General features: G+C 53.4%; 19 protein-coding genes and 1 pseudogene. 11 read left to right on the top strand and 9 right to left on the bottom strand.

Translation table 11 applies throughout. The features are described from left to right. Positions 1 to 12 precede the first annotated feature (12 nt). Together priC and rsmS are read left to right on the top strand one after the other, a co-directional pair. Positions 13 to 540, top strand: coding sequence for a primosomal replication protein N'' (gene priC, locus ACKI5T_RS03725; RefSeq protein WP_407435634.1), 528 nt, complete (start codon positions 13 to 15; stop codon positions 538 to 540). A gap of 11 nt (positions 541 to 551) precedes the next feature. Further along, entirely contained in the window at positions 552 to 737 is a 186-nt protein-coding gene (gene rsmS / locus ACKI5T_RS03730; protein ID WP_133631001.1) for a pleiotropic regulatory protein RsmS, read from the top strand. Between the two features lie 27 nt (positions 738 to 764). Here rsmS and mscK read toward each other — a convergent pair whose 3' ends face one another. Both mscK and acrR read right to left on the bottom strand, forming a co-directional pair. Next, positions 765 to 4,112, bottom strand: a complete 3,348-nt coding sequence (gene mscK / locus ACKI5T_RS03735) for a mechanosensitive channel MscK (protein WP_407435636.1) — start codon at positions 4,110 to 4,112, stop codon at positions 765 to 767. A 113-nt stretch (positions 4,113 to 4,225) separates the two neighbouring features. Beyond that, positions 4,226 to 4,879, bottom strand: a complete 654-nt coding sequence (gene acrR, locus ACKI5T_RS03740; RefSeq protein ID WP_012016348.1) for a multidrug efflux transporter transcriptional repressor AcrR — start codon at positions 4,877 to 4,879, stop codon at positions 4,226 to 4,228. 142 nt (positions 4,880 to 5,021) lie between these two features. Here acrR and acrA point away from each other — a divergent pair, with 142 nt between their 5' ends. The 6 genes from acrA to ACKI5T_RS03770 all read left to right on the top strand — a co-directional run bounded on the left by acrA (position 5,022) and on the right by ACKI5T_RS03770 (position 11,868). After that, positions 5,022 to 6,215, top strand: coding sequence for a multidrug efflux RND transporter periplasmic adaptor subunit AcrA (gene acrA, locus ACKI5T_RS03745; protein ID WP_407435639.1), 1,194 nt, complete (start codon positions 5,022 to 5,024; stop codon positions 6,213 to 6,215). A gap of 22 nt (positions 6,216 to 6,237) precedes the next feature. Beyond that, a complete protein-coding gene (gene acrB / locus ACKI5T_RS03750; protein WP_407435641.1) occupies positions 6,238 to 9,387 on the top strand; it encodes a multidrug efflux RND transporter permease subunit AcrB in 3,150 nt (1,049 codons plus the stop codon). 509 nt (positions 9,388 to 9,896) lie between these two features. After that, entirely contained in the window at positions 9,897 to 10,271 is a 375-nt protein-coding gene (gene tomB / locus ACKI5T_RS03755; protein WP_407435643.1) for an Hha toxicity modulator TomB, read from the top strand. A gap of 27 nt (positions 10,272 to 10,298) precedes the next feature. Continuing rightward, entirely contained in the window at positions 10,299 to 10,517 is a 219-nt protein-coding gene (locus ACKI5T_RS03760; protein WP_012016344.1) for an HHA domain-containing protein, read from the top strand. A gap of 214 nt (positions 10,518 to 10,731) precedes the next feature. Next, entirely contained in the window at positions 10,732 to 11,283 is a 552-nt protein-coding gene (maa, locus tag ACKI5T_RS03765; RefSeq protein ID WP_407435645.1) for a maltose O-acetyltransferase, read from the top strand. A gap of 117 nt (positions 11,284 to 11,400) precedes the next feature. Beyond that, on the top strand, positions 11,401 to 11,868 hold the full coding sequence (locus ACKI5T_RS03770; RefSeq protein WP_407435647.1) for a YlaC family protein: 468 nt from the start codon (positions 11,401 to 11,403) through the stop codon (positions 11,866 to 11,868). Here ACKI5T_RS03770 and ACKI5T_RS03775 read toward each other — a convergent pair. After that, complete coding sequence (locus ACKI5T_RS03775) at positions 11,840 to 13,300, bottom strand: PLP-dependent aminotransferase family protein (protein WP_407435649.1); 1,461 nt, start codon at positions 13,298 to 13,300, stop codon at positions 11,840 to 11,842. The genes ACKI5T_RS03770 and ACKI5T_RS03775 overlap by 29 nt on opposite strands. A gap of 99 nt (positions 13,301 to 13,399) precedes the next feature. Between ACKI5T_RS03775 and ACKI5T_RS03780 the strand changes: the two genes are divergently transcribed. Continuing rightward, positions 13,400 to 14,110, top strand: a complete 711-nt coding sequence (locus ACKI5T_RS03780; RefSeq protein ID WP_407435651.1) for a GNAT family N-acetyltransferase — start codon at positions 13,400 to 13,402, stop codon at positions 14,108 to 14,110. Here ACKI5T_RS03780 and ykgO read toward each other — a convergent pair. The 3 genes from ykgO to ACKI5T_RS03795 form a co-directional block, all read right to left on the bottom strand. After that, positions 14,107 to 14,247: a type B 50S ribosomal protein L36 gene (gene ykgO / locus ACKI5T_RS03785; protein ID WP_003859006.1), complete on the bottom strand. Its 141-nt coding sequence runs from the start codon at positions 14,245 to 14,247 to the stop codon at positions 14,107 to 14,109. The genes ACKI5T_RS03780 and ykgO overlap by 4 nt on opposite strands. Positions 14,248 to 14,249: 2 nt before the next feature. Then, entirely contained in the window at positions 14,250 to 14,510 is a 261-nt protein-coding gene (locus tag ACKI5T_RS03790; protein ID WP_012016339.1) for a type B 50S ribosomal protein L31, read from the bottom strand. Positions 14,511 to 14,604: 94 nt separating this feature from the next. Further along, positions 14,605 to 15,984, bottom strand: a complete 1,380-nt coding sequence (locus ACKI5T_RS03795; protein WP_407435654.1) for a PTS transporter subunit EIIC — start codon at positions 15,982 to 15,984, stop codon at positions 14,605 to 14,607. Between the two features lie 278 nt (positions 15,985 to 16,262). On the opposite strand from ACKI5T_RS03795, the gene ACKI5T_RS03800 reads away from it, so the two are divergent. Then, the gene (locus tag ACKI5T_RS03800; RefSeq protein WP_407435656.1) at positions 16,263 to 17,462 is read left to right on the top strand and encodes an enolase C-terminal domain-like protein; all 1,200 of its coding nucleotides are present in this window, start codon (positions 16,263 to 16,265) and stop codon (positions 17,460 to 17,462) included. Here ACKI5T_RS03800 and ACKI5T_RS03805 read toward each other — a convergent pair. After that, a complete protein-coding gene (locus ACKI5T_RS03805; RefSeq protein ID WP_407435658.1) occupies positions 17,450 to 18,169 on the bottom strand; it encodes a GntR family transcriptional regulator in 720 nt (239 codons plus the stop codon). The two genes, ACKI5T_RS03800 and ACKI5T_RS03805, sit on opposite strands and share 13 nt — an antisense overlap. Before the next feature lie 94 nt (positions 18,170 to 18,263). Between ACKI5T_RS03805 and ACKI5T_RS03810 the strand changes: the two are divergent. Continuing rightward, positions 18,264 to 19,825, top strand: a pseudogene (locus ACKI5T_RS03810) (EAL domain-containing protein). A gap of 37 nt (positions 19,826 to 19,862) precedes the next feature. On the opposite strand, the gene ACKI5T_RS03815 reads toward ACKI5T_RS03810, so the two are convergent. Both ACKI5T_RS03815 and ACKI5T_RS03820 read right to left on the bottom strand, forming a co-directional pair. Continuing rightward, positions 19,863 to 20,216, bottom strand: a complete 354-nt coding sequence (locus ACKI5T_RS03815) for a DUF1428 domain-containing protein (RefSeq protein WP_012016334.1) — start codon at positions 20,214 to 20,216, stop codon at positions 19,863 to 19,865. Between the two features lie 62 nt (positions 20,217 to 20,278). Next, the gene (locus ACKI5T_RS03820; RefSeq protein ID WP_407435661.1) at positions 20,279 to 23,365 is read right to left on the bottom strand and encodes a beta-galactosidase; all 3,087 of its coding nucleotides are present in this window, start codon (positions 23,363 to 23,365) and stop codon (positions 20,279 to 20,281) included. Positions 23,366 to 23,454: the final 89 nt, after the last annotated feature.

A 23,454-nucleotide genomic window follows, 5' to 3' on the forward strand; every position in this document is an offset into this window, starting at 1 on the left:
CTGGAGAGCGGATTGAAAACAGCCTTGCTTTTAGAAACCCTGCAAAATCAGCTGATCGCTCTGCGTGCGCAGGCCTCACCGCTGATGCAGCACGCGACGCTGAAACCCCGCTTTGACAGGCAATTATTCCGCACCCGCAGCACGCTCATGAAAGATTATCTTGATGAAGCGCAGGCTCACTTTGATGAGTTGCAGCGCGCCGTTAACCAGGTGCAGCCTGAGCAGGTGGCATGGCTTGCTGGGCATCTGACCGAGCAGATCACCGCCCTGCATCGCGAGATTACCGCATGGCCGCTGCGCGCCTGGGATAGTGCGTCGCCCGGTGCAGGAAAATGGCAGCGCAAACGGCTGGAGCATCAGGAATTTGAGCGTCGACTGTTTGAGATGAAACGGGATCGAGAAAAGCAGCTAGAATCCGCCGAAACGCTGGACGATCAGCAGCGCTTAATGCGTGAAGTCAGCACACTGGAAGGCCGTATCACGCGTTGTCGTCAGGCGCTGGAAGAGATCGAACGCGTGATTGCGCGTATGACCCGTTAATGGAGAGAAAAATGTCGCTGGAAAACGCACCGGATGAGGTCAAACTGGCCGTCGATCTGATTATGCTGCTGGAAAATCACGATCTTCCGCCCGAAACGGTGCTGAAAGCGCTGGAAATTGTGACGCGGGATTTTGAAAGCAAGGTGAAGGCTGGATGCCCTCACCCTACCCCTCTCCCACCGGGAGAGGGAATGTAATCAAGCCAGCGTTCAAGCCGGGAAAAATCAGGCTGGCGTAGGGTCGTCACCCTTAATTTCGCGCTTCACTTCCGTATGCTCATCACCTTTCTCATTGCGCAGGTGAACTTCAAGCTGGTTGAAGGCGATATTAATGCCGTTTTCGCGGCACAGGCGGTCGATGGTGCGGTTCAGCTCATCAACGGCATAGCTGCGATCGCGCAGTTCACGCACATATAAACGCAGCTCGTGATCCAGTGTGCTTGGGCCAAAAGTGGTGAAGAACACCGCCGGAGCCGGATCGTGCATCACTTTTGGATGCTCCATCGCTGCCTGCAGCAGAACTTCTTTCACCCTGTCGAGATCGGAACCGTACGCTACGCCGAGACGGATTACCACGCGCGTAATGGTGTCGGAAAGCGACCAGTTGATCAGACGCTCGGTGACAAACGCCTTGTTGGGGATGATCACCTCTTTGCGATCGAAATCGGTAATCGTGGTCGCTCGAATGCGGATCTTGCTGACCGTACCGGAGAAGGTGCCGATGGTCACGGTGTCGCCGATACGCACCGGGCGCTCGAACAGGATAATCAGACCGGAAACAAAGTTACCGAAGATCTCCTGCAAGCCAAAACCGAGACCCACGGAGAGCGCGGCAGCCAGCCACTGAAGTTTATCCCACGAGACGCCAAGCGACCCGAAGACGGTCATTGCCCCCGCCACCAGAATCACGTAGTTCAGAATGGTGGTGATGGCGTACGAAGAGCCCTGGCGCATGTTCAGACGCGAGAGCACCAGCACTTCCAGCAAGCCCGGCAAGTTGCGGATCAGCGCCCACGCAACCATCGACGAAACCAGTGCAAACAGCAGGCTACCCATGGTGACGCTTTTCATCACCGCCGTACCGGCTTCGGTGCCGTTGTATTGCCACAGGGTGATGCTGTCGAGATAGGCGAATACGGTGATCAAGTCTGACCAAATCGCCCAGAACACCACGCCAAACAGCGCCACCATTACCAACATGGTGATACGCAACGTCTGCTGGTTAACCTGTTCGAGCGCGATAGTCGGCTCCTCTTGCGGCTCGGCCCCCTCTGCGCCCTCTTTGACCATATTCTGGCGACGCGCCAGCGCACGGCGATAGGCAATACGGCGCGCCGCCACGCTCAGGCCACGCAGCACCGTCTGATACAGCAGGTTCCAGAGGATGACCAGATAAACGGTTTCAATCCAGCGGCCCGAGAGGCGCAACGTGGTGTAGAAATAGCCCGTCGCGGTGAGTACCATCAGCGCCAGCGGAATGATCGCCAGCACGGTAACGGTGATCAACCGGATGTTGTGCGACTCTTTGTCGCGCCAACTGTCGCGGCACATCGGCCACATCAGCACGGCAATCAGCAGCAGGTTGAGGAAAATAGCAAGCTGGCCGAGCACATCGTCCATCAGATGCAGCGGGGAAAGCTCTGCCACAACTGACCAGAAATGCAGCGGTAACAGCGCCAGACTCACGCGCACAATCTGGCGACGCCAGTGGCTGGTAAGCTGCTCAGGCATATTGAAGTGACGCACTGCCACGCCGTCTTTTTCCAGCACTTTCCAGCACAAGCCAAATACCAGCCAGAACAGCGCCAGCTTTTTACTGAACGCCCACAGCAGATCGCTGATGTTGAGCTGCATGGTCAGCAGAATCAGGCCAACGGCCAGAATCACCAGGCAGATCGGCATCGCGCGGATCAGATCGATAAGGATCGCTTTTGGCGTGTGAAGCTGGCTGTCATTACGCAGTTGCCCCACTTCGTCGGCCAGCTTCTCCTGGTATTTTCTCATCCAGCCGAGACGCCAGCGAATCAAGCCCGCAATCAACAGCAACGGCAAACCTGCGAGGAAGGCAATCATCACCGCAGGCCAGGCTTTCTCCCAGTTCACGGTAATTTTCATGCTCTTGATCTGGGATTTCAGCGTTTCAGGGAAGGATTTCACCCAGTCCCAGTCCATCGGTTTATTGCTGTTCACCCAGAAGATTTGCTGAGTCAGAATTTCCTGCAGACTTTTCGATACGCTCACCAGCTGCTGCTGGTTGATTTGCAGATTGATCGCCATCATCAGCTGATTACCCAGCTGTTTGTTGAGCTGGTCGAGCAGTTCGCGGCGCATATCCACCACCTGCAACAGCGCATCGTGGACTTCGTCATTCACTTCTCTGGAATGACCATCTTCCACTTTCGCGACAAAAGCATCGCTCTGGAAAAGCGCATCGCGCTGCTGGTTCACTTCAAACTGCTCAAGACGTAAATCGGCAATACGATTCGTCATGTCTTCCAGCTCATCGGCGGAAGGCAGCGTCTGCTGCTGCTGATAGAGAATGCGCGATAAAAGCAGACTGCCCTTCAGCACCGCAATCTGTTCTTTGATATTGCGTTCCGCCTGCAGCGCGCGATCCAGCCAGTTTTTAACTTTAATATTTTGCTGAACCAGCGAGTTCCCGCTCTCCGTCGCCTGGATCAGGCGCTGGCTGAGCTGATGGTTCACATCCAGCTCTTGCTTAACCAGGGGATTCGTCTGGATGCGCGTGGTTTCGTCCGGCGAGACGGCTTCCTGCGCGGTTTTTTCAGTGAGCGTCAGACGTTTGCTGTTTACCGCTTCCTGCAAGAGCTGAAGCTGGTGCTCCAGACGATTAATGTTCGCCGTGACATAATCACGTTGCTTTTGCAGGGTATCCTGCAAAACGGTATTGCCTTCCAGACTTTTACGCTGCTGGTCAATTTGCGCGTTGAGCAGCGCTTGCTGTGTCAGCAAAAGCGTTTGTTGAGTGGGGCGCAGCGCGCCCTCTCCCATCGTCGTCCCGTTCAGGCGGTTACGAATCTGCTGAAGCTGTTGCGAGGCGGTGTACATCGCGTTCTGAACGCGTTCCGGCTGCGTTTGCAGGGAGACCAGTTGGCTGTTGTACGTCGCGAGATCGCTCTGCCCGGTTTGTAAATCGTCGAGCAGTTGCGTCATCCGCGATTCAAGCTGGCGCAGCGAGAGTGTCGTCAGCGTTTTGCGGGTTTCATCGTCGTTATCCACGTCGCTCAACGCGCTAAGCGATGCGGTAGCCTGACGCATTTTCGCAGGCGCTTCGGCCACTTTCTGACGCAGCTGAGTGGTTTCCGTCTTCACGCGCTCGAGTTTATCGAGCGTTTCCAGCGTTTCCGTCAGATCGGCCAGGACGAGTTTATCCTGCGGCGTGAGGTCTTTTTGTTTGTTGAGCGTGTCTACCTGCGACTGAACATCCGCACGCGCCGGGAGCTCAGAGCTGTTTTCAGCTCGCGCCCAGGAGGCAGGTGCCGTCATCAAGAATACCAGCACGGAGAAAATTAAGGCAAAAACAGGGTTTTGCAAGCGAGAATAGTGCAACATAGTTATGAGTTTGCTGTGAGAAGATGACCAAAAATAGCCAGATGCGGAGAATATCACGCGCACAAGATGCAGAATAGCGAGAACGCCAAGCTCCAGGAAAATTCCTGGGTCGATTAAAGCTGAGGGGTGGCGGAACCGGCGCGAAGCGTTGGGCAGAACTGGCACATCTCGAGTAAAATCTCGACGTAACTACGCGCTTCATTTTTGAGGTCAAACGACTGCGGAGAAAAAAGCCAATTTTCCATCAGACCGGAAATATAGCTGCGCATCAGAATGGCCGTCCGGCGAGTCAGCAGATCGGCAGGTAACATTTTCGCCTGAATACACTGATTAAGGGTGTACTCGATGCGATCGTAGCTCTCCAGGCACAGGCTTCTTTGCGCCTGTTGCACGCTCTCCATTTCACCGACAAACTCACATTTATGGAAGATGATTTCCATCATCAGGCGGCGTCGTTCTTCAATGACTGTCGCCTCAAGAACATATACCAGTATTTCTCTCAAAACTGAGAGTGGATCGTCAGGGAATTTTGCCCGATACTCAGTCTCAAGATCGGTAATACTAGATTCTGACAACTCCCAGATTTCACTGAACAAGTCTGACTTATTTTTGAAATGCCAGTAAATCGCTCCCCGCGTGACACCTGCGGCCTGAGCAATCTGCGCCAGCGAGGTCGATGACACGCCCTGCTGAGAAAACAGACGCAACGCCACATCAAGAATGTGTTGTCGAGTTTCAAGCGCTTGTTGTTTGGTTTTTCGTGCCATACGTGAGTGAATTTACAGTAGTCAGATTTACATACATTTATGAATGTATGTAACATAGCACGACGATAATATAAACGCAGCAATGGGTTTGCGGACTTTTGATCCATTGATCAATTTGAAATCGGACACTCGAGGTTTACATATGAACAAAAACAGAGGGTTAACGCCTCTGGCGATCGTTCTGATGCTCTCAGGCGGCTTAGCGCTTACAGGATGTGATGAGAAACAGGCTCAACAAGGAGCGCAGCAGGCACCCGAAGTCGGTGTCGTGACGCTTAAAACCGAACCTCTGCAAATCACAACAGAATTACCAGGCCGTACAAGCGCTTACCGCGTTGCGGAAGTTCGTCCTCAGGTGAATGGGATTATCCTGAAACGTAACTTCACCGAGGGTGGTGATGTAAAAGCAGGTGAGTCTCTGTATCAGATTGATCCGGCAACCTATCAGGCTGCTTACGAAAGCGCGAAAGGCGATTTGGCGAAAGCAGAAGCGGCAGCCCGAATTTCTCAGGTCACGCTTAACCGTTATAAGAAACTGCTCGGTACGCAATACATCAGTCAACAAGACTATGACACTGCGCAGGCAGATTCCCAACAAGCCAACGCTGCGGTTGTCGCCGCCAAGGCCGCTGTTGAAACCGCCCGCATTAACCTGGCGTATACCAAAGTGACCTCTCCTATCAGTGGTCGTATTGGTAAATCCTCCGTCACTGAAGGCGCATTGGTTCAGAACGGTCAAGCGACCGCGCTGGCAACAGTTCAGCAGCTTGATCCGATCTACGTTGACGTCACGCAATCCAGCAACGATTTCCTGCGTCTGCAGAAAGAGCTGGCGAGCGGTGCGCTGAAGCAAGAGAACGGCAAAGCGAAAGTGCAACTGGTGACCAATGATGGCAGCAAGTTCGCCCAGGAAGGTACGCTGGAATTCTCTGACGTGACCGTCGATCAGACCACAGGCTCCATCACCTTACGTGCCATTTTCCCGAACCCTGACCACACGCTGTTGCCCGGTATGTTCGTGCGTGCCCGTCTTGAAGAAGGGATTAACCCAACCGCACTTCTGGTCCCACAGCAGGGCGTAACACGTACGCCACGCGGCGATGCCAGCGCGCTGGTTGTCGGTGCGGATGACAAGGTCGAGACTCGTCAAATCACTGCGACGCAGGCGATTGGCGACAAATGGCTGGTGACCCAAGGTTTGAAAGATGGCGATCGCGTAATTATTACTGGTTTGCAAAAAGTACGACCTGGTGCGCAAGTGAAGGCCCAGGAAGTCAAATCTGACGAGAAACAACAAGCCGCAGCCGGTGGCGAGTCAGAACAAACCAAGTCTTAACTTAAACAGGAGCCGTTAAGACATGCCTAATTTCTTTATCGATCGCCCCATATTCGCGTGGGTGATCGCCATCATTATCATGCTTGCAGGGGGACTGGCGATCCTGAAGCTGCCCGTGGCGCAATATCCAACAATTGCGCCGCCAGCAGTTTCAATCACCGCCGTCTACCCTGGTGCTGATGCGAAAACGGTGCAGGATACCGTAACTCAGGTTATCGAACAGAACATGAACGGTATCGATAAACTGATGTTCATGTCCTCCAACAGTGACTCCACCGGTACGGTTCAGATAACGTTGACCTTCGAGTCTGGTACTGATGCGGATATCGCGCAGGTTCAGGTGCAGAACAAACTGCAGCTGGCCATGCCGTTACTGCCGCAAGAAGTCCAGCAGCAGGGTGTGAGCGTCGAGAAATCGTCCAGTAGCTTCCTGATGGTTGTCGGCGTTATTAACACCAATGGCACCATGACGCAGGAGGATATTTCCGACTACGTAGGCGCCAACATGAAGGACGCGATCAGCCGTACTTCAGGTGTCGGTGACGTCCAACTGTTTGGTTCCCAGTACGCGATGCGTATCTGGATGGACCCGAACAAACTGAACAACTTCCAGCTTACGCCGGTCGACGTTATTGCCGCCATTAAAGCGCAGAACGCCCAGGTGGCAGCCGGTCAGTTAGGCGGTACACCGCCGGTGAAAGGCCAGCAGTTGAACGCCTCCATCATCGCGCAAACTCGTTTAACCTCCGCGGATGAGTTCAGCAAAATTCTGCTGAAAGTGAATCAGGACGGTTCACAGGTTCGCCTGCGCGATGTTGCAAAGGTTGAACTGGGTGGTGAGAACTACGACGTCATTGCGAAATTTAACGGTCAGCCGGCATCCGGTCTGGGTATTAAGCTGGCAACCGGCGCAAACGCCCTGGATACCGCCACAGCGATTCGTGCTGAACTGAAGAAAATGGAACCGTTCTTCCCATCTGGCCTGAAAATCGTTTACCCGTATGACACCACCCCGTTCGTGAAAATCTCCATTCACGAAGTGGTGAAAACGCTGGTCGAAGCGATCATTCTGGTATTCCTGGTGATGTATTTGTTCCTGCAAAACTTCCGCGCGACGTTGATTCCAACCATCGCCGTACCGGTTGTTCTGTTAGGCACCTTTGCCATCCTGTCGATATTCGGCTTCTCGATAAACACCTTAACGATGTTTGGGATGGTGCTGGCGATAGGCTTGCTCGTCGATGACGCCATCGTGGTGGTCGAAAACGTCGAGCGTGTGATGGCCGAAGAGGGTCTTCCGCCGAAAGAAGCTACCCGTAAATCCATGGGCCAGATCCAGGGCGCACTGGTGGGTATCGCGATGGTACTGTCAGCAGTATTTATCCCGATGGCTTTCTTCGGTGGCTCAACCGGTGCGATTTACCGTCAGTTCTCCATCACCATCGTTTCTGCGATGGCGCTGTCGGTACTGGTGGCATTAATCCTGACGCCAGCCCTGTGCGCAACCATGCTAAAACCTATCGCCAAAGGCGATCACGGTGAGAACAAGAAAGGGTTCTTCGGCTGGTTCAACCGCATGTTTGATAAGAGCACGCATCACTACACGGACAGCATCGGCGGCATCTTGCGCAGCACGGGTCGTTATTTGCTGCTCTACATCATCATCGTCGTAGGTATGGCATTCCTGTTCGTTCGTCTGCCAAGCTCCTTCTTGCCGGATGAAGATCAGGGTGTATTCCTGACGATGGCGCAGCTTCCTGCGGGTGCATCGCAAGAACGTACGCAGAAAGTGCTGGATGAAGTGACCGATTATTACCTGACCAAAGAAAAAGCGAACGTTGAATCGGTGTTTGCGGTTAACGGCTTTGGCTTTGCGGGTCGTGGTCAGAACACCGGTATTGCGTTCGTTTCCTTGAAAGACTGGTCTGAACGTTCGGGCGATGAAAACAAAGTTGAAGCGATTACGGGCCGTGCCATGGGCACGTTCTCACAGATTAAAGATGCGATGGTGTTCGCCTTTAACCTGCCCGCGATCGTGGAACTGGGTACCGCAACGGGCTTTGACTTCCAGCTGATCGATCAGGGCGGTTTGGGTCACGAAAAACTGACTCAGGCACGTAACCAACTGTTTGGCGAAATAGCGAAACACCCTGACCTGTTGGTCGGTGTACGTCCTAACGGTATGGAAGATACGCCGCAGTACAAGATCGATATCGATCAGGAAAAAGCACAGGCGCTGGGCGTTTCTATCAGCGACATCAATACCACACTGGGCGCAGCCTGGGGCGGTAGCTATGTGAACGACTTCATCGACCGTGGCCGTGTCAAGAAAGTCTACGTCATGTCTGAAGCGCAGTACCGTATGTTGCCGAACGATATCAACAACTGGTTCGTGCGCGGTAGCGATGGTCAGATGGTTCCGTTCTCTGCCTTCTCAACCTCGCATTGGGAATACGGTTCACCGCGTCTGGAACGTTACAACGGCTTACCGTCGATGGAAATTCTGGGCCAGGCTGCACCAGGGAAAAGTACAGGTGAAGCAATGAACCTGATGGAAGAACTCGCCAGCAAGCTGCCTTCGGGTATTGGCTATGACTGGACGGGAATGTCCTATCAGGAACGTCTGTCGGGCAACCAGGCCCCTGCCCTGTACGCCATTTCTCTGATTGTGGTGTTCCTGTGTCTGGCGGCATTGTACGAGAGCTGGTCGATTCCGTTCTCCGTTATGCTGGTTGTTCCGCTGGGGGTTATTGGTGCACTGCTGGCCGCAACGTTCCGTGGACTGACAAACGACGTTTACTTCCAGGTGGGCCTCCTCACAACCATTGGCTTGTCGGCGAAGAACGCGATACTTATCGTGGAATTCGCCAAAGATCTGATGGATAAAGAGGGCAAAGGTCTGATTGAAGCAACGCTGGAAGCGGTACGTATGCGTCTGCGTCCCATCCTGATGACATCGCTGGCGTTTATCCTTGGGGTAATGCCGCTGGTTATCAGCACTGGCGCTGGCTCTGGTGCACAGAACGCCGTGGGTACAGGCGTAATGGGCGGTATGATTACCGCAACCGTACTGGCTATCTTCTTCGTTCCGGTGTTCTTCGTGGTGGTACGCCGCCGCTTTAGCCGCAAGAATGAAGACGTGGAACACAGTCACTCAGTAGATCATCACTGATACCGGTTTCACCCCATAAAAAAGGCCGCAATAGCGGCCTTTTTCTTTTCCGTAAAATCATCAATTACGCTTATTGTCAGTTCATTTATTTTCTGACAACGTCATAAGGCATATCCTATTTAATTGAGAAACTAAACCATAAATTCTGAGTTATTTAATGGGATCTCATTTCAGTATTATTAGGATTATTCCTGGTCGATTAAGTAAGTGCGGCGTGAACCGGTCCAGAGTTTATACGCGAGAACAAGGTAACGTGATGAATCTTAAGGTCGCATTAAAAATGCCACTGCCGAGTAAGTAAGTATTTACCCTGGCAACGATTAGCATTCATTTAACTGTCACCATTACCGGTTTAATTGTAATTTTTCGTAATAGCGCGATGAAATTTTGATCCGAGTGGCTTATAGTTAAAGACATCAGGAGAACTGCACCCGTAAAGGCTACGCTAGTTGTATCCATCCCGACATTGATGCTCGGTGAGTAAAGAATCACTCAAAAGGGGATGCGCTATGGACGAGTACTCGCCAAAAAGGCATGATGTTGCGCAGTTGAAATTTCTCTGCGAATCCTTGTACCATGACTGCCTGGCCAATCTTGATGAAAGTAACCATGGCTGGGTTAATGATCCGACCTCTGCAATCAATTTACAGCTTAATGAGCTGATAGAGCATATCGCAACCTTCGCACTTAATTATAAAATTAAGTACAATGAAGATAATAAGCTGATTGAGCAAATTGATGAATATCTGGACGACACTTTTATGTTGTTCAGTAGTTATGGCATTAACACGCAAGACTTGCAAAAATGGCGTAAATCAGGAAATCGGCTATTCCGTTGTTTCAACAACGTCAGCAGAGCTAATCCGGTAAGTCATTCCTGTTAGAATTATTACAAATACTAAGGTGAATTTATGTCTGATAAACCATTAACCAAGACAGATTATTTGATGCGCTTGCGTCGCTGTCAGTCACTCGACACCCTTGAACGTGTTATTGAAAAAAATAAATATGAGCTGCCCGATCATGAACTGGCTGTATTTTATTCAGCCGCCGACCATCGTCTTGCCGAGCTAACCATGAATAAACTGTATGACAAAATCCCGGTATCTGTATGGAAATTTGTCCGTTAATTTCAGGCTTGTTTTAGAGGCACTACCGTTATCTTCTTACGCTGAATTCACCTTTCGATTTACGATCCCTGCGTGAAAGGCAGGTCCACCGTTTCAAACGTGCGCGTCGGCATTTATGCTGTGACTTTGATCACATCAACTTATCGGGAACGTTCCCTTTCTGGATGAGGTTATTTACGCTGCTACCGAGCGTATCATTCCAGTGAGGCATTCCATGAGTGAAGAAAAACAAAAAATGATCGCCGGGGAGCTTTACCGCCCTTCGGACGAGACCCTGCGTGCGGAGCGCCTTCAGGCCCGCCATTTGATTCACCGCTACAATCACACTGCACCGGATGCGAAATCTGAGCGTCAGGCTTTGCTACACGAATTATTGGGACAAAGCGAAGGCGCTTATATTGAGCCAACCTTTCGGTGCGATTACGGCTACAACATTTATCTTGGTAAAGGGTTTTACGCGAACTTTGATTGCGTGATGCTGGATGTGTGCCCGATTAATATTGGTGACAATTGCATGCTGGCGCCTGGCGTACATATTTACACCGCGACGCATCCGCTGGACGCGACCGAACGTAACAGCGGCCTGGAATTAGGTAAACCCGTCACCATCGGCCATAATGTCTGGATTGGCGGACGTGCGGTGATTAATCCGGGCGTCACGATTGGTGATAATGTGGTGGTGGCCTCCGGAGCCGTTGTCACAAAAGACGTACCAGCTAACGTCGTCGTGGGCGGCAACCCAGCCAAAATCATCAAAACACTGTAAATCTGAAATGAGTAACTGTTATGCTTTTTCCCGGCATAACTGTTACTTTTTTCCGCCAAACCACTCCCCTAAAATGGGCAGATCCCCTGTATTTTGCAAAATTCATGAAGGTTATAAATGACAGAGATACAGCGCCTGCTTACCGAAACCATCGACGATCTCAATACCCGCGAGAAACGCGATAATCGCCCGCGCTTTAGCATTAGCTTTATCCGTAAACATACTGGCCTATTTTTGGCGATGTATGCCGCCCTCCTGGCAACACTCATCGTTATGCTACTGTCAGAAACGCTCATCGACTCGGTGTGGTTGCTGATCGTTTTATTCGTCGTCTTTAACGCGTTCTTCTTCTTCGACGTTAATCCTCGCTATCGCTATGAAGATATCGACGTGCTCGATTTCCGCGTTTGCTATAACGGTGAGTGGTACAACACGCGTTATGTACCGTCGGAACTGATCACCCGCATTTTGCATTCGCCAAATGTGGAAGAAGAGCAAAAGTCTAAATTGCAGAAAATGGTCTCCACGAAAGGTGAACTGTCTTTCTACGACGTCTTCACCCTTTCTCGCCCCGAGACTGCATAATTAACGTCTGCAAGCGCCTGATGCCAGGCGCAAACTGAGACGCGGGGGTATTTCCGTACCCCAAAACCAAACCGGTTTGCCCCTGCCGCTCGTCAAGGTAATACCCGCTCAGCGCAGCGGGCGCCATCTGATACTGACTGGCCTGCCGTGCCACGGCCTTATCATCAATACCGTCGATCGCGACGGTCAGGTGCATGCCCCCTTCTCCGGCTAAAACCCGATGTGGAATGTGGAGTTCCGCGTGAAGCGCATCGCGCAGCTGTTTATAGCGCTTGCGGTACAAACGCCGCATCGCGGCAAGATGTCGGGCGTAATGCCCCTCTTCGATAAACAACGCCAGCGTGCGCTGCTCAGCGCGATGCCCACCCCGCAGCAGCGAGCCAATCGCGGATTGTGCGGCGTTCGCCAGCGCCTTTGGCATCACCATAAAACCGATGCGTAGCGAGGGAAATAACGTTTTGCTAAATGTTCCTAAATAGACCACGGGCGCATTTTTCTGCATGCCCATCATCGCGGGAACGGGTTCGCCGCTATAGCGAAATTCACTGTCGTAATCATCCTCAATAATCCACGCGTTATGCTGGCGCGCGAACTCCAACAGCGCGAATCGTCGATGGATGCTTAACACGCTCCCGTACGGAAACTGATGAGAAGGAGAGGTGAATATCAGTGTAGGTGAGTGCTCACCTTCTGTTTCCAGTCGCATGCCTTCTTCGTCGACAGGCATCCCGACCATGGTCAGGCCCGATTTCGCAAAAGCGCTTTTCGCACCGGCGTAACCCGGATCTTCTATCCAGGCAATATCGCCCGTCTCGCTCAGAAGTTGAGTACACAGATTTACCCCTTCAAGCGCGCCTTCGGTAATCACGATCTGGCTGGCATCGCACTCAATTCCACGCGAAAGCGCCAGATGGCGCGCGATGGCGCTACGCAGCGACCGTTCCCCCGCCGGATCGCCATAGCCTAACAGCGCGCTGCCTTCTGCTCGTAAAACGCGATCGTATAAACGTCGCCACAGCGGTAATGGAAAATAGTGAATCGCGGGCGTACCGGGCGTGAATGCAGGGACGGGCATGGTGCGAGATGTCGGCGCAGGGAGCCGCGCGACGCGCTGCGCAAGCTTAACCTCCAGCACCTGCGCGGGCTGGACGCCATCACGATGCCCAACATGAGCCACACGCGTTCCCTGCCGATTACGGTGTAAAAAGCCTTCCAGCGTGAGTTGCTCCAGCGCGGCATTCACCGTATTACGCGAAATCCCCAGTTGTTCAGCGATAATGCGGGAACCCGGCAAACGGCTCTCCGCCAGTAGCCTGCCGTTTAATATGGCTTCTCGCAAACCGCGATACAGCGACCGCTGAAGCGTCTCTGCACCGCGTCGTTGCAGCATGTCGCTGATTAATGCGTAAAAATCTTCGCCTGAAATATTCATTGCTGCCTCCGTGGTACCACATGATTATACCCTTGTGGATCTTCTTGTGGGGCCACAAATTTCCTAATCTGGAATTCACATCAGACAACGGGAATCAACATGAACCAATTCAATCAGTTTGGTCAGCCAGTGGGTAAAGCGATGAGCGACTGGCAGCCTCGGCCACATCCGAATCGCGTGGATTTAAAAGGGCATTATTGCACGCTCACGCCGTTACGCCCGGAACATGCTGACGCACTTTTTGCCGCCTATCAGCAGGCTGAAGACACCCGCAGCTGGACGTGGCTTTTGCGTGAACCCGATGCGAATGCACAAGACTTTGCCGCGTGGGTGGAGAGCGTTTCTGAACTGTCCGATCCGATTCATTTCACGGTCATCGACAACCAGACGAAATTACCTGTCGGCACGTTAGCCTTGATGCGTATCGATGCGAAAAACGGCGTGATCGAAGTTGGGCATGTCCACTTTTCACCGCTACTCAGCAGCACGCCGATGTCCACCGAAGCGCAGTATTTACTGATGCGTCATGTGTTTACTACGCTGGGATATCGTCGCTACGAATGGAAATGCAACAGTCTGAATGAGCCTTCACGCCGTGCGGCGCAACGTCTCGGGTTCCAGTATGAAGGGCGTTTTCGCCAGGCGCTGGTTATCAAAGGACACAACCGCGACACCGACTGGTTTTCGATTATCGATAGCGAATGGCCAGGACTGGAAAGCGCGTTCCAGAACTGGCTTGCCGCCGACAATTTCACTGCCGACGGCAAGCAGATAAGGTCCCTGGAAAATTGGCGCGAATCACGTCGTTAACGTCTTTTCTTTCTTCCCTGCACCGCTTTAAAGCGCGGGTTAGATTTGCAAATCACGTACAGGCGTCCTTTACGTTTTACGATCTGGCAGTCCGGATGACGCTGTTTGGCACTGCGCAGCGAGTTAAGTACCTGCATGGTTAGCCTCGCTTCGCATTGATAAAGCCACTAAAGCGCTGGCGGAAACGTGCAGCGCTGCCCTCTGTCGAGAAGGTTTTCTGCTTCCCGGTGTAATACGGGTGCGATTTTGACGAGACATCGAGAGTGATGTACGGATACGTCTGGCCGTCGAGTTCGATTTCGCGATCGGTTTTAATCGTCGATCCCACTTTAAAAAATTCGTCAACGCTGGTGTCGTGAAAAACGACGGTGCGGTAGTGCGGATGGATATCAGGTTTCATCTTACGCTCAATGTGTTTTGTTATAACATAACAAAAGTCTATCCGAGTCACAGGATAAAAACAACCCCCGCCCGAGTGGGCGAGGGAAACAACACTATGCGTCTTGGGAAGCCTGCTCTTTGCCTACCAGCAAAGTGGTCAGGAAAAACGATAGCACCAACGCCATCACTACGCCCGCGAGCGCAAAGGTAAAATACGGGCCGATATAAGCAGGCAAACTGAAGATGCTCGACAGAATGTAGCCATAGAGCCGCACGCCGAAGAACGCGATAAAGGCTGAGGCCAGTGAACTGGCGACGGTAGCCGCAATAAACGCTTTTTTGTAGCGCGTCAGAACACCAAATAGCGCCGGTTCGGTAATGCCCAGCAGTGCGGAAATCGCGGCGGAAAGGGTAACGGTTCTCTCCTGGCGATCTCGGCTTAAACGCCAGATGGCAAACGTCGAACCGGCAATCGCCATATTGGCCATAAACATCATCGGCATCAGCATGTCGTATCCGCGATCGCTAAAGTTTTGCAGCGCGATCGGCGTCATCGCATGGTGCATGCCGGTCAGGATCGCCACCGGGCGAATCGCGCCCACAATCAACCCGGCAAAACTTGCTGACACGCTAAACAGCCCCTCGATAAACAACGCCAGCCCTTTACCCAACCAAATGCCAATCGGGCCGATCACCACCAGCGCGGCCAGTGCACCGATAAACAGCGTTAGCGTGGGGGTGAACACGGTCTTCAGCACGTCCGGCATGATGCTATCGACCCAGCGGTGGATATAGCTTAAGGCCAGAATCGAGAAAATCACCGGGATCACACTGGAAGAATAGTTGAACACCGAAACAGGAATCGCATTGAGCAACCAGAGCGCGCTGACCGCCCCTTCCTGATGCGTTGCTAGCGCTTTGGCCGCATCAATCAGCGACGGATACATCAGGCACGCCGCGACGGCCGCCGCCAGATACTCATTGGTTTTGAAGATTTTCGCCGCCGATACCGCGAGGAAAAACGGCAGGAAATAAAACACGCCGCTGGCAATCAGATCGATAACCATCACGGTATCGCTTTTGGCGGAAACCACTTTCAGCGCAATCAAACCCGCCAGCAGACCTTTGATCATCCCTGCGCCAGCGATGGCCGGAACGATCGGACCAAACACGCCCGACACGGTATCCATAAACAGCGATATCAGGCTCTTACGCCCCTTGGTCGCTGCGGGTACCGCCGTATCGTTATTGCCCAGTACGGTGAGCATCTGCTCATACCAGGTGTTCACTTTCGGGCCAATAATGACCTGAAACTGATCGCTTTGCAGCTGCGCGCCCAGCACACCGGGCAGTTTTTTTATCTCGTTTTGATCGACTTTATTATCGTCAATGAGATCAAAGCGCAGCCGCGTCATACAGTGCCAGACTTTATTAATATTCCTCTGGCCGCCGACCAGACGAATAATATTATTGATCGCTTCGTGCGTCCCCATAAAGACTCCTGCCCGATGTTGTTGTCGTTTTAATGTCGCCATGAAGAATAATTAAAGCATGACAACAAAAAAAACCAATAAAATTAGACTTTGCTCACAATTAGCCAGCAGAAAGCCACATAATCGTAAAAGAGGACAAATTGGTACGGTTTTAAATTACATTTACGACAAATAACTGACCAAAATAAATAGTCAAAAAAACGGTTTACCCACTCACGATTTTAGGGTGATGATATTCGCCATAACTTATTCCCACAGTGCAGCAAAGGAGTTATTTCGTGACGCCTGTGATCATTAAAAATATTGAGTGTTTTATTACCCGCCCGGACCGACATAATCTGGTCACCGTCCGTGTGACCACCGAGCAGGGTATCACGGGACATGGCTGTGCCACCTTTCAGCAGCGCCCCCTGGCCGTCAAAACGCTGGTTGATGAATACCTGCAACCGCTGCTGATTGGGCGTGATGCGAACAATATTGAAGACCTGTGGCAGATGATGAACGTCAACGCCTACTGGCGTAACGGCCCGTTAATGAACAATGCCATTTCAGGCGTCGACATGGCCCTGTGGGATATCAAAGGCCAGCTGGCCGGTATGCCGCTCTATCAGCTATTTGGCGGTAAATCCCGCGACGCGATCCCGGCCTACAGCCACGCCAGCGGAGAAACTCTGGAAGCGTTATTTGCCTCCGTTGATGCGCTCATTGCGCAGGGCTATCGTCATATCCGCTGCCAGCTCGGCTTTTACGGCGGTACGCCATCCGCACTCCACGCTCCGGATAACCCCACGCCGGGCGCATGGTTCGATCAGCAAGAGTACATGAGCAATACCGTCGAGATGTTCCGCGCCCTGCGCGAAAAATATGGCTGGAAGCTGCATATTTTGCATGATGTCCACGAGCGATTGTTCCCGCAGCAGGCCGTGCAGCTGGCGAAACAGCTCGAGCCGTTCCAGCCCTACTTCATTGAAGATATTTTGCCACCGCAGCAAAGCGCATGGCTGGAACAGGTGCGTCAGCAAAGCTGCGTTCCGCTGGCGCTGGGAGAGTTATTCAATAACCCTGCTGAATGGCACGATCTGATTGTGAATCGTCGTATCGACTTTATACGCTGCCACGTCTCGCAAATCGGCGGGATCACACCGGCGCTGAAGCTGGCGCATCTGTGCCAGGCCTTTGGCGTGCGCCTCGCCTGGCATGGCCCGGGCGATATGACACCGATCGGCGTCGCGGTGAACACGCACCTGAATATTCATCTGCACAATGCGGCGATTCAGGAATTTATTCCTCGTTCTGCCACGACAAACGACGTGTTCCCCGGCGCGCCAGAAGTGAAAGAGGGATTTGTCTATCCGCCCGTACAGCCCGGTATCGGCGTGGGTTTCAACGAAGCGTTGGCGCTGGCGCACCCGGTGCTCTATCGACCGCACGAATGGACGCAAAGCCGCCTGCCTGACGGCACGATTCATACCCCCTGATTTTGACGCCAGGCCAGATTGTCGCGGTTGTACGGAATGACGTAGGTGCAGGTGTAGTTGATATCAATAATATCGCTCACCTCAAACACGCGCCCGCCATCCAGAATCCCGCGGTTATTGATATGCATTGCCGGGCTGCCTTTCTTGCAGCCCAGAATGACCGCCTGTTCACGGCCTACGCTCACCGCGCGATAGGTGGTCAGCATATGAGAAATGGTAAACCCTTTGCTCAGGACATACTGCTGGATTGAGCGCTCAATGGCCTGCTGATTCAGATCCGGGAAATCGGCGGCAGGCATACTCGACACTTCCAGCTGTACGGGCACGTCATCAACGTAGCGCAAGCGGCAGAAATGCCAGATAAAACTCTCCTCATCAATACCGAAAATCTGCTGCGCCGCGCGATCGGGGCGTTTCTTATGCAGGCTGATCATCCGGTAACGCATCTGATCGAAACGCTTTTCCGTGATCGAGTTATAAACCAGGGGATTATTACGCGCTTGCTCGTTGATCCAGATCCCCGAACCTTGCACAATCCGCACCACGCCAATGCTGACCAGCTTTTCGAGCGCCTGCCGAATAGTGAAACGTGACACACCATATTCTTCAGCGAGCTGTCGTTCCGGCGAGAGTTTGCGCGGGCCAGGCGTGGTGTCCTGATAAATTTTGCTCAGGAGATCTTGCGTCACAAATTCTTTTTTCTTCATTACTTTTCCCTGAATGAAATCAATCACCGCGGCATGCTATAAGATTATCATTTTGAGGCGATTTAATTCAGCACTGCAGAAAGGATAACCCTGCATGACAACCCGCCATTTGGTCAGCCTGGTGACTGGTGTTCTGATTTTTTCCGTGCTGATCCCCATCAGCCTGAGTGTTTGGCTCGCGCATCGCCAGGCAGAAGACAAATTTGTCCAGGATTTGGATCGCTACTCATCGCGCGTGCTGATCCGCACAGCAAAGTGGTTGATCAGGCTAAAGAAGCGTTAACGCAGATCCAGTCGTTTAACGGCCAGCCGTGCAGCTATCAGCATTTACTGGAAATGCGCCGGATCTCTTTCTCCTTCCGCTACGTTCAGGAAGTGATGTACGTCAATAACCGCCAGCCTGTGTGTTCCTCGCTGGAACAGGCCAGCAAAGCAACCGCATTTCCGCTTCCTATGCGCACCACGCGCGACGGCTATGATGCGTGGCTGACGCATCAAAACGATCTCGGCATTCAGCGCTATATGGCTGTGCTGGGTCTCGGAAATTATCTGGTGCTGTTGGATCCGGAATCGCTGATTGATGTCATTCCTTTCGGTGTCTGGCCGATCGAAGCCGCGCTGGTCGGTTTTGACAGCAATATTGTTTTTTCCAGCAGCAGCCCTCTCCCGCAGCACATCTGGCAGCAATTACAGAAACAGAATTTTGCGCCTCTGCAGTACCGGGGATCGATGTACGTCGTCAAATCTGTTCCTGATTTACGCATTGCGGTCGTCGCCTGGGCTTCTCTCGAGCCGCTCAAGGAGAGCTGGCATCAGCAACTGCTGTTCTGGTTCCCGTTCGGTGTTCTGGTCAGCCTGGTGGCCGCCGCCTTTGTGATGCGCCTTTTACGCCGCCTGCAATCCCCGCGCAATCGCCTGCTGGATGCGATACACGCCCGCGAATTTGTTATCCATTATCAGCCCATCGTGGCGCTCGACAGCGGCAAGATAACCGGTGCCGAGGCCCTCTCCCGCTGGCCGCAGCCAGACGGCAGCCTGCTCTCGCCAAACATTTTTATTCCGCTGGCAGAGCAAACGGGCCTGACGTCTAAATTAACCCTGCTGGTGATTGAAAAGGTCTTTGAGGATATGGGCGAATGGCTGCGCCATCATCCACATCAACATATTTCCATTAACCTTTCCCCGGCAGATCTGTTTTGCGTCGAACTGCCGCAGGTGCTGAGTCGCCTTCTGAATCACTGGCAGATTCAGCCGCAACAAATTGCGCTGGAGCTGACCGAACGGGGATTTGCCGATCCTACAGTGAGCGCGCCGCTCATCGCCAGTTTGCGCCGTTCAGGTCACCCCATCTATATCGACGATTTTGGTACCGGCTACTCCAGCCTTAGCTATCTCCAGGATCTGGATGTCGATACGCTGAAAATTGATAAGTCGTTCGTGGACGCGCTGGAATACAAAAACGTCACGCCGCACATTATTGAAATGGCAAAATCGCTAAACATGGCGATGGTCGCTGAAGGTATCGAAACCGAAGGGCAATTAGAGTGGCTACGTCGCCACGGCGTACAGTACGGGCAAGGCTGGTTGTACAGTAAAGCGCTGCCAAAAGGGGAGTTCATCGTATGGGCAGAGAACAATCTCGACCCGGGTGAATAAGTAGCCCGGCACGCGATGCGTCGCCGGGCGCGAACCATCACTCATCCAGTAACGGCATAAACCCGCCGTAGATCATTCGCTTGCCGTCGAACGGCATCGAATCCCCCCACTCTTTCATGCGTGGGTCGGACATCAGCTTTTTGTTCGCCTCATCGCGGACCTCTTTCGACGGGTATTCAATCCAGCTGAAAACGACTTCTTCGCCCTCTTCCGCTTTGACCGCCATGCGAAAATCGGTCAATTTTCCATCCGGAACGTCTTCGGCCCAACACTCAACAACCCGCGTCGCGCCAAACTCTTTGAACAGTGGAGCCGCCTTGGCCGCCATCTCGCGATAAGCCTCCTTATTTGCTGCAGGAACGGCAACCACAAAACCATCGACATACTTCATGAGTCAAACCTCCGAAGTGAGCGGGCGGCCACCAGCTGTGACCGCAACCGACAAGGTTAAGTTTAGTCCTGTCGCCAGCTAAACGCGTAACGCATCACTCGGCGTTGCAGGATAAATTCCGGCGACACACTTGGGCTCCAGGAGTCATCGCCGCCCACGCCCATGTGGAAGGCGTCGATATTCAGCCAGCAGCCCGGCTCTGCTTCCAGCAAATGATGATGGCTGATATCACGCAGCTGTTGCTGACTGTAGCGGCTTAATGAAAAGTGGAAATCGCCCTGCAGCTGATGGGTATCAAAAGTCAGTTCGCGCGTATCGCAGCGCAGGCCATTATCGGTCGGGAAAATATACGCCGTATGCAGCGCGTCGAGCGGCAACGTCCAGCGTCCCTGACGGGCAGCCAGCTTTCTGTCCGGGTAGTTCTCGTCCGGTCCCAGGCCCAGCCAACTTGCCGTTTGCGGCGTTTGTGCCAGCTGACAGCTCAGACCAATGCGCGCGGGCTGCGGAATATCATTTGCCACTTGCACCTGCACGTCACCATGCAGCACGCCAGCGCGGTCAATTTTCCAGACCTTACGGCTCAGGAACAGCGCTTTCCCGTTGAATTCCCAGGCATGCAGCGTGGTAATTGTCACAGCCTGCGCGAGTTGTTCTCCTTCGCAGATCAACAGACGCGGCGTGAGGTTGTACATACCCGCCGCTTTCCAGCGCTCAACCCACGCATTTGGATCAATACGCGTGACTTCGCTGACCCCGATATCATTATCGAGCGGCGCACGGGTGAAATTATCACTCAGCGGAGCGAGGAGCGTCGCGGTGCCGTTGTTCCACCATTGGGTCAGGTTTCCGCTGGCGCGGTCAAAGTGCCAGCGCTGCGATTGATGGCTGACCTCAAGCACAGCCTCTTTTACCGTCAGCTCTGGCTTCGCCGTTCCCACAACGGGCGGCGCAATATAGAGCTGCGCGGGCAGTTGCCACTGATCCCAGGCGCAGCGATGATCCGCCGGAGACCAGGCGGTCGCCGCCGTTTGGACAATATCCACATTCAGCCAGATTTCGCCTGCCGCCGCGGCAAATTCCGGCGCGTCGATTTCAATACGCTGCGTTTGCTGCGGGGCAATCGTCAACGCCACTTCCCCGCTCGCCAGCACTTCGCCGTCGCGGGCAATATTCCAGCGCAACTGCTCGTTATCACACTGACGGAACAGATAATCGCTATGCACGTCGACCACCAGAGGTGAGGTGCTGACCAGCGTAAAGGTGAAAAACTGCTGCGCGCGCTGCGCTTCAAACAGCGCCGGATGCGGTGTGCGATCCGGGAACACCAGGCCGTTCAGACAGAACTGACGATCATTCGGTGTATCACCAAAATCGCCGCCATACGCCCAGAAAGCGTTGCCGTTGTCGTCTTTTTTGGTCAGCGCCTGATCCACCCAGTCCCAGACGAATCCGCCCTGCAAGCGCGGGTGATCGCGAAACGCCTGCCAGTATTTTGCAAATCCACCAAAACTGTTTCCCATGGCATGGGCGTACTCGCACAGGATTAGCGGGCGCGTCTCATCCGGCATGCCGATCCACTTTTTCAGTGACCATTTCGGTACGGCTTCAAACGGTTGATCCTGATCGACACGGGCGTACATCGGGCAGACGATATCGGTCGCAGCGGTGTTCGCGCCGCCGCCTTCATACTGCACAGGACGCGTAGGATCGGTGGTTTTCACCCAGCGATACAGCGCGTCGTGGTTAGCACCGTGCCCGGATTCATTGCCCAGCGACCAGATGATAATGGATGGATGGTTACGATCGCGCAGCACCATGCGCGTCACGCGTTCGCTCATCGCGGGCAGCCAGCGCGGATCGTCAGCCAGACGGCTCATCGGCACCATGCCGTGCGTTTCAATATTCGCTTCGTCCACCACGTACAGTCCATATTGATCGCACAGCGTGTACCACAGCGGATGGTTCGGGTAATGCGAGCAGCGCACGGCGTTAAAGTTGTGCTGTTTCATCAGCTCAATGTCACGTCGCATGGTGGCTTCGTCCATCACCTGTCCGTTTTCCGGATGGTGCTCATGGCGGTTGACGCCACGGATCAGCAGCGGTTTGCCGTTCACTTTTAACAAACCGTTGCTGATTTCCACGCGACGGAAACCGACGTCGCAAGCCTCCACGTCGAGAATCTCACCTTGCCCGTCACGCAGTGCAAGGGTTAAGCGATACAGTTCCGGGGTTTCGGCACTCCACAGTGCCGGATCATTCACTGGCAACGTGACATTTAAACGCTCCGCCCAATTGCCACGCTCATCAATAATGGCTGAACCGGGTTTGGCGCTGGCCGTCGCGACTGATAGCCCGTCACGCCACAGGGTTACAGCCACTTCGCAATCGGCAAACTGCTCACCGGCGAGCGCCACTTCAACCTGTAATTTTGCGCGGTCGTAATCGGCATTCAGTTCCGTCACGGCATGATAATCCGCGATATGGGTGTGCGGTTTATGCAGCAGCGTCACGTCGCGGAAAATGCCACTCATCCGCCACATGTCCTGATCTTCGAGATAACTCCCGTCGCACCAGCGCAGCACCAGTACCGCCAGACGGTTGGTTCCCGGGCGCAAAACCGCGCTTAAATCAAACTCTGCGGGCAGGCGGCTGTCCTGCGAATAGCCCATCCACTTGCCGTTGCACCAGAGATAAAACGCTGAGTTCACGCCATCAAAAACAATGCGCGTTTGCCCGCTTTCGAGCCACTGCTCATCCACTTCAAATGTGAGCGAGTAACAACCGGTTGGGTTCTCTGCTGGCACAAACGGCGGGTTCACCGGAATCGGATAGGTAACGTTAGTGTAAATGGGCGTATTAAAGCCCTGCATCTGCCAGTTTGACGGAACCGGCGTCGTCACCGCGTCAGCGCAATCTTCCGTAACCCAGCTGTCTGGCACCTGCTCTGGTGCCGCGTAATAGCTAAACTGCCAGTCACCGCTCAGCGAGCGCTTACGGGAGGAGTGGTCATCGGCCCGTGCGGATGCTTCATCGCGCCAGCTATTGCACGGGGCATGGGCAGGCAAGCGATGCCATTGGGTCACGCCTGGGTTTTCCCAGTCGCGGCGGGCTAAGATTTTGCTAAGTGACATCGGGGATGCAGTAAACATATAGACCTCTTTTGCGAAGCGCTCACAATTTTAGTCACAATGCCCTGGAGAAATGATCCGGTAAAGGATCGTCCCCCTGCAAAGCGAAG

The sequence above is a fragment of the Lelliottia sp. genome, from assembly GCF_045627565.1.
In the GTDB taxonomy this organism is placed as follows: domain Bacteria; phylum Pseudomonadota; class Gammaproteobacteria; order Enterobacterales; family Enterobacteriaceae; genus Enterobacter.

Bases quoted from the DNA above. Each gene is read 5' to 3' on its own strand.
- ACKI5T_RS03790 (WP_012016339.1), bottom strand. From the start codon at position 14,510: ATGAAACCTGATATCCATCCGCACTACCGCACCGTCGTTTTTCACGAC.
- ACKI5T_RS03760 (WP_012016344.1), top strand. From the start codon at position 10,299: ATGTCTGATAAACCATTAACCAAGACAGATTATTTGATGCGCTTGCGT.
- ACKI5T_RS03770 (WP_407435647.1), top strand. From the start codon at position 11,401: ATGACAGAGATACAGCGCCTGCTTACCGAAACCATCGACGATCTCAAT.
- ACKI5T_RS03815 (WP_012016334.1), bottom strand. From the start codon at position 20,216: ATGAAGTATGTCGATGGTTTTGTGGTTGCCGTTCCTGCAGCAAATAAG.
- maa (WP_407435645.1), top strand. From the start codon at position 10,732: ATGAGTGAAGAAAAACAAAAAATGATCGCCGGGGAGCTTTACCGCCCT.
- rsmS (WP_133631001.1), top strand. From the start codon at position 552: ATGTCGCTGGAAAACGCACCGGATGAGGTCAAACTGGCCGTCGATCTG.
- ACKI5T_RS03780 (WP_407435651.1), top strand. From the start codon at position 13,400: ATGAACCAATTCAATCAGTTTGGTCAGCCAGTGGGTAAAGCGATGAGC.
- ykgO (WP_003859006.1), bottom strand. From the start codon at position 14,247: ATGCAGGTACTTAACTCGCTGCGCAGTGCCAAACAGCGTCATCCGGAC.
- ACKI5T_RS03775 (WP_407435649.1), bottom strand. From the start codon at position 13,300: ATGAATATTTCAGGCGAAGATTTTTACGCATTAATCAGCGACATGCTG.
- mscK (WP_407435636.1), bottom strand. From the start codon at position 4,112: ATGTTGCACTATTCTCGCTTGCAAAACCCTGTTTTTGCCTTAATTTTC.
- ACKI5T_RS03820 (WP_407435661.1), bottom strand. From the start codon at position 23,365: ATGTTTACTGCATCCCCGATGTCACTTAGCAAAATCTTAGCCCGCCGC.
- ACKI5T_RS03805 (WP_407435658.1), bottom strand. From the start codon at position 18,169: ATGAAGAAAAAAGAATTTGTGACGCAAGATCTCCTGAGCAAAATTTAT.
- acrB (WP_407435641.1), top strand. From the start codon at position 6,238: ATGCCTAATTTCTTTATCGATCGCCCCATATTCGCGTGGGTGATCGCC.
- tomB (WP_407435643.1), top strand. From the start codon at position 9,897: ATGGACGAGTACTCGCCAAAAAGGCATGATGTTGCGCAGTTGAAATTT.
- acrR (WP_012016348.1), bottom strand. From the start codon at position 4,879: ATGGCACGAAAAACCAAACAACAAGCGCTTGAAACTCGACAACACATT.
- ACKI5T_RS03795 (WP_407435654.1), bottom strand. From the start codon at position 15,984: ATGGGGACGCACGAAGCGATCAATAATATTATTCGTCTGGTCGGCGGC.
- acrA (WP_407435639.1), top strand. From the start codon at position 5,022: ATGAACAAAAACAGAGGGTTAACGCCTCTGGCGATCGTTCTGATGCTC.